The 2,787-nt window shown below is 63.7% G+C and carries 2 protein-coding genes; one reads left to right on the top strand and one right to left on the bottom strand.

Annotated elements, in window-relative coordinates; translation table 11 throughout:
- On the bottom strand, nt 1-259 hold a 259-nt coding region (locus AB3X39_RS10895; protein ID WP_369417406.1), incomplete at its 3' end, for a nitrilase-related carbon-nitrogen hydrolase.
- Between the two features lie 71 nt (nt 260-330).
- Here AB3X39_RS10895 and glnE point away from each other — a divergent pair.
- The coding region (glnE, locus tag AB3X39_RS10890) for a bifunctional [glutamate--ammonia ligase]-adenylyl-L-tyrosine phosphorylase/[glutamate--ammonia-ligase] adenylyltransferase (protein WP_369417405.1) at nt 331-2,787 on the top strand (2,457 nt) is incomplete at its 3' end.

The raw sequence follows: 2,787 nt of genomic DNA, 5'->3' as shown, positions 1-2,787 counted from the left end.
TGCCGCCGATCAGCCAGAGCTGATGCTGGCGCGCCAAGGCTGACAACGTCGCTTGGATCGGCCCGTGGCCGGGGGCTTCGGCATGGCGCAGCTTGTCGTGGTCGTGGTGGCCGATCAGGCAGAAATATTCGGGCAGCAGCACCAGCTCAGCGCCGGCACTGGCGGCCTCCGTCACCAAGGCGGTGGCAGTGGCGAGGTTCTCGGCCACGTCCGGGGTGGACACCATCTGGATCGCGGCCACGTTCAGGGTCTGGGACATGGGATCAGACTCCAGCTTGTTGGGTGAAAATCAAAGCCACGATACTCGAACAATGCAAGGAGACCACAGGCATGTCCCATCAAGAAGTTGCTGAACCCACGGTTGTGGCGCGCGCGGAGCACTCACGTTTTGTGCAGCGTGTGCGGCGGGCCCGGGCGGCTGATTTGCACCGTCTGCCTGCCGGACTGCCTCTTCGTGCGGCGATCACGGCGTGTATCGGAGACTTTCTGAGCGCCGGGCGCAGCTTGTCAGCGGCGCTGCGCTTGACGCGTCAATTGGTGATTGAGCGTTTGGCGGTGTGGGATATCGAGGCGCAGGCTTCGATGCAAACCGTGACGCAGGCCATGACCGACTTGGCCGAAGTGACGCTCGACTTGGCCTTGCAGGCTTGTCGCGACGCCTTGGACGCCCGCCATGGTGCGCCGCTGGATGAATCCGGCCGGGTGATTGATTTCTGGGTGGTCGGCATGGGCAAGCTTGGCGCGCGCGAGCTCAATGTCTCCTCCGACATCGACTTGATCTACGTTTATGAAAACGATGGCGAAACCGCCGGTCGCGGGGACGGCACAGGCGTGATCTCGGCCCACGAGTACTTCGGTTTGGTGGCGCGGCAACTGCGCGCCTTGATCGACGACGTGACCGAAGACGGCTTTGTGTTTCGCATGGACTTGGCCTTGCGGCCCAACGGCAACTCCGGCCCGGCGGCGGTGAGTTTGGCGATGTTGGAAGAGTATTTCCTCGTTCAAGGCCGGGAGTGGGAACGCTTTGCGTGGCTCAAAAGCCGGGTGGTGGCGCCGCAAGCGTCAGTGCAAGCCGGGCGGGTGCTGCCGCTGCGCGATGTGGTGGGGCCGTTTGTCTATCGGCGCTACCTTGATTACGGCGTGTTTGAGGGCTTGCGCCAGCTGCATCGCAAGGTGCGCGAGGAAGCCAGTCGGCGCGCTGCCGGTCGGCCTGAGCGGGCCAACGATGTGAAGTTGTCGCGTGGCGGCATCCGCGAGATCGAGTTCATCGTGCAGTTGCTCCAAGTGGTGCGTGGCGGGCAGTTTCCCGAGATTCGTACCCGCCCGACCCTGAAAGCGCTGGAGCGGCTGGCGGCGGTCGGCCTGATCAAGGCGGAGACGGCTGAAAAGCTGGCGCAGGCCTATGTTTTCTTGCGCCGCGTCGAGCACCGTATCCAGTTTCTTGACGATCAGCAAACCCATGTGTTGCCCACCTCCGATGCCGATCTGCACTGGATCGCGCAGTCGATGGGCTTGCGCTGTACCGCTGACGCTTGTCAATTGCTGGAGCAGCTGCATCAGCATCGCGAGTTGGTGGCGACCGAGTTCGACGCGCTTTTGCACGATGGCCGTCAACCCACCGGGGGCTGCAAGGGCTGCGGGGGCCAGGGCCCGATCTCGCTTGACAACCCAGCGTTGCTTGAGGGGTTGTCACCGGACTTGGCCGCGCGCTGGACGCGCTTTTTGGCTCAGCCGCGCGTGACGATGCTGCGTGACGATGCCAAGCAACGCTTGGCGCGTCTGCTGATGCGGGCACGGCAACAACATGCACAAGCCCAGCAACAGCATCCTGAGATGGGTGATGAGGCGTTGGCGCGGTTTATCGACTGGGTCGAGCCGCTGTTGCGCCGCGATAGCTACTTGGCGTTGCTGGCTGAGCGGCCGCTGGTGCTGGGCCGGTTGCTGCGCATGCTGGGGTTGGCCCGCTGGCCGATGCGCTACTTGATGCGTCATCCCGGCGTGATCGACGAGCTGGCCGATGCGCGTCTGACGCATGAGCGTTTTGATCCGGTGCTTTATCAGCGTGATCTGGAAGAGCGCCACCAAGCTTGGATTCGCTCCGGCGAGGCCGATGAGGGTGAGCTGCTCGACACCTTGCGCCGCGCGCATCAGGCCGAAACCTTCCGCACCTTGGTGCGCGATGTCGAAGGCGAGTTGAGCGTTGAGCAAGTGGCCGATGACCTCTCCGCCTTGGCAGACGCCAATTTGCAGTGCGCCATCCGCTGGGCTTGGCAGCATTTGCGTCAGCGGCACCGCGAGGAGCCCCGCGTGGCGGTGATCGCCTACGGCAAGCTCGGGGGCAAGGAGCTGGGCTACGGCAGCGATCTGGATGTGGTGTTTGTTTTTGACGATGACGATGAGCGTGCCCCTGAGATCTACAGCGCCTTTGTGCGCAAGCTGCTGACGTGGCTGTCGCTGCAAACCAGCTTTGGCATGCTCTACGAGATCGACACCGCCTTGCGGCCCAACGGCAATTCAGGCTTGTTGGTCAGCTCGATGGCGGCGTTCGAGCGCTATCAGCTCCAGCGCGGCAGCAACGCTGCGTGGACCTGGGAGCACCAAGCCATCACCCGGGCGCGCTGGTGCGCGGGTTTGGCGGAACTTGAACCCCGTTTTGAAGCGGTTCGCCGCGCGGTGATGGGCGCAGCGCGTGAGCCGCAAGCCCTGCACGCCGAGATCCGTGAGATGCGCGACAAGGTCCGCAAGGCCCATCCGGTTCGGCCGGGCTATTTCGACGTCAAGCATTCC

It is taken from the genome of Leptothrix ochracea (genome assembly GCF_041083635.1).
Lineage (GTDB): Bacteria > Pseudomonadota > Gammaproteobacteria > Burkholderiales > Burkholderiaceae_C > Sphaerotilus > Sphaerotilus ochraceus.
This window is presented reverse-complemented; position numbering and strand designations above follow the sequence as displayed.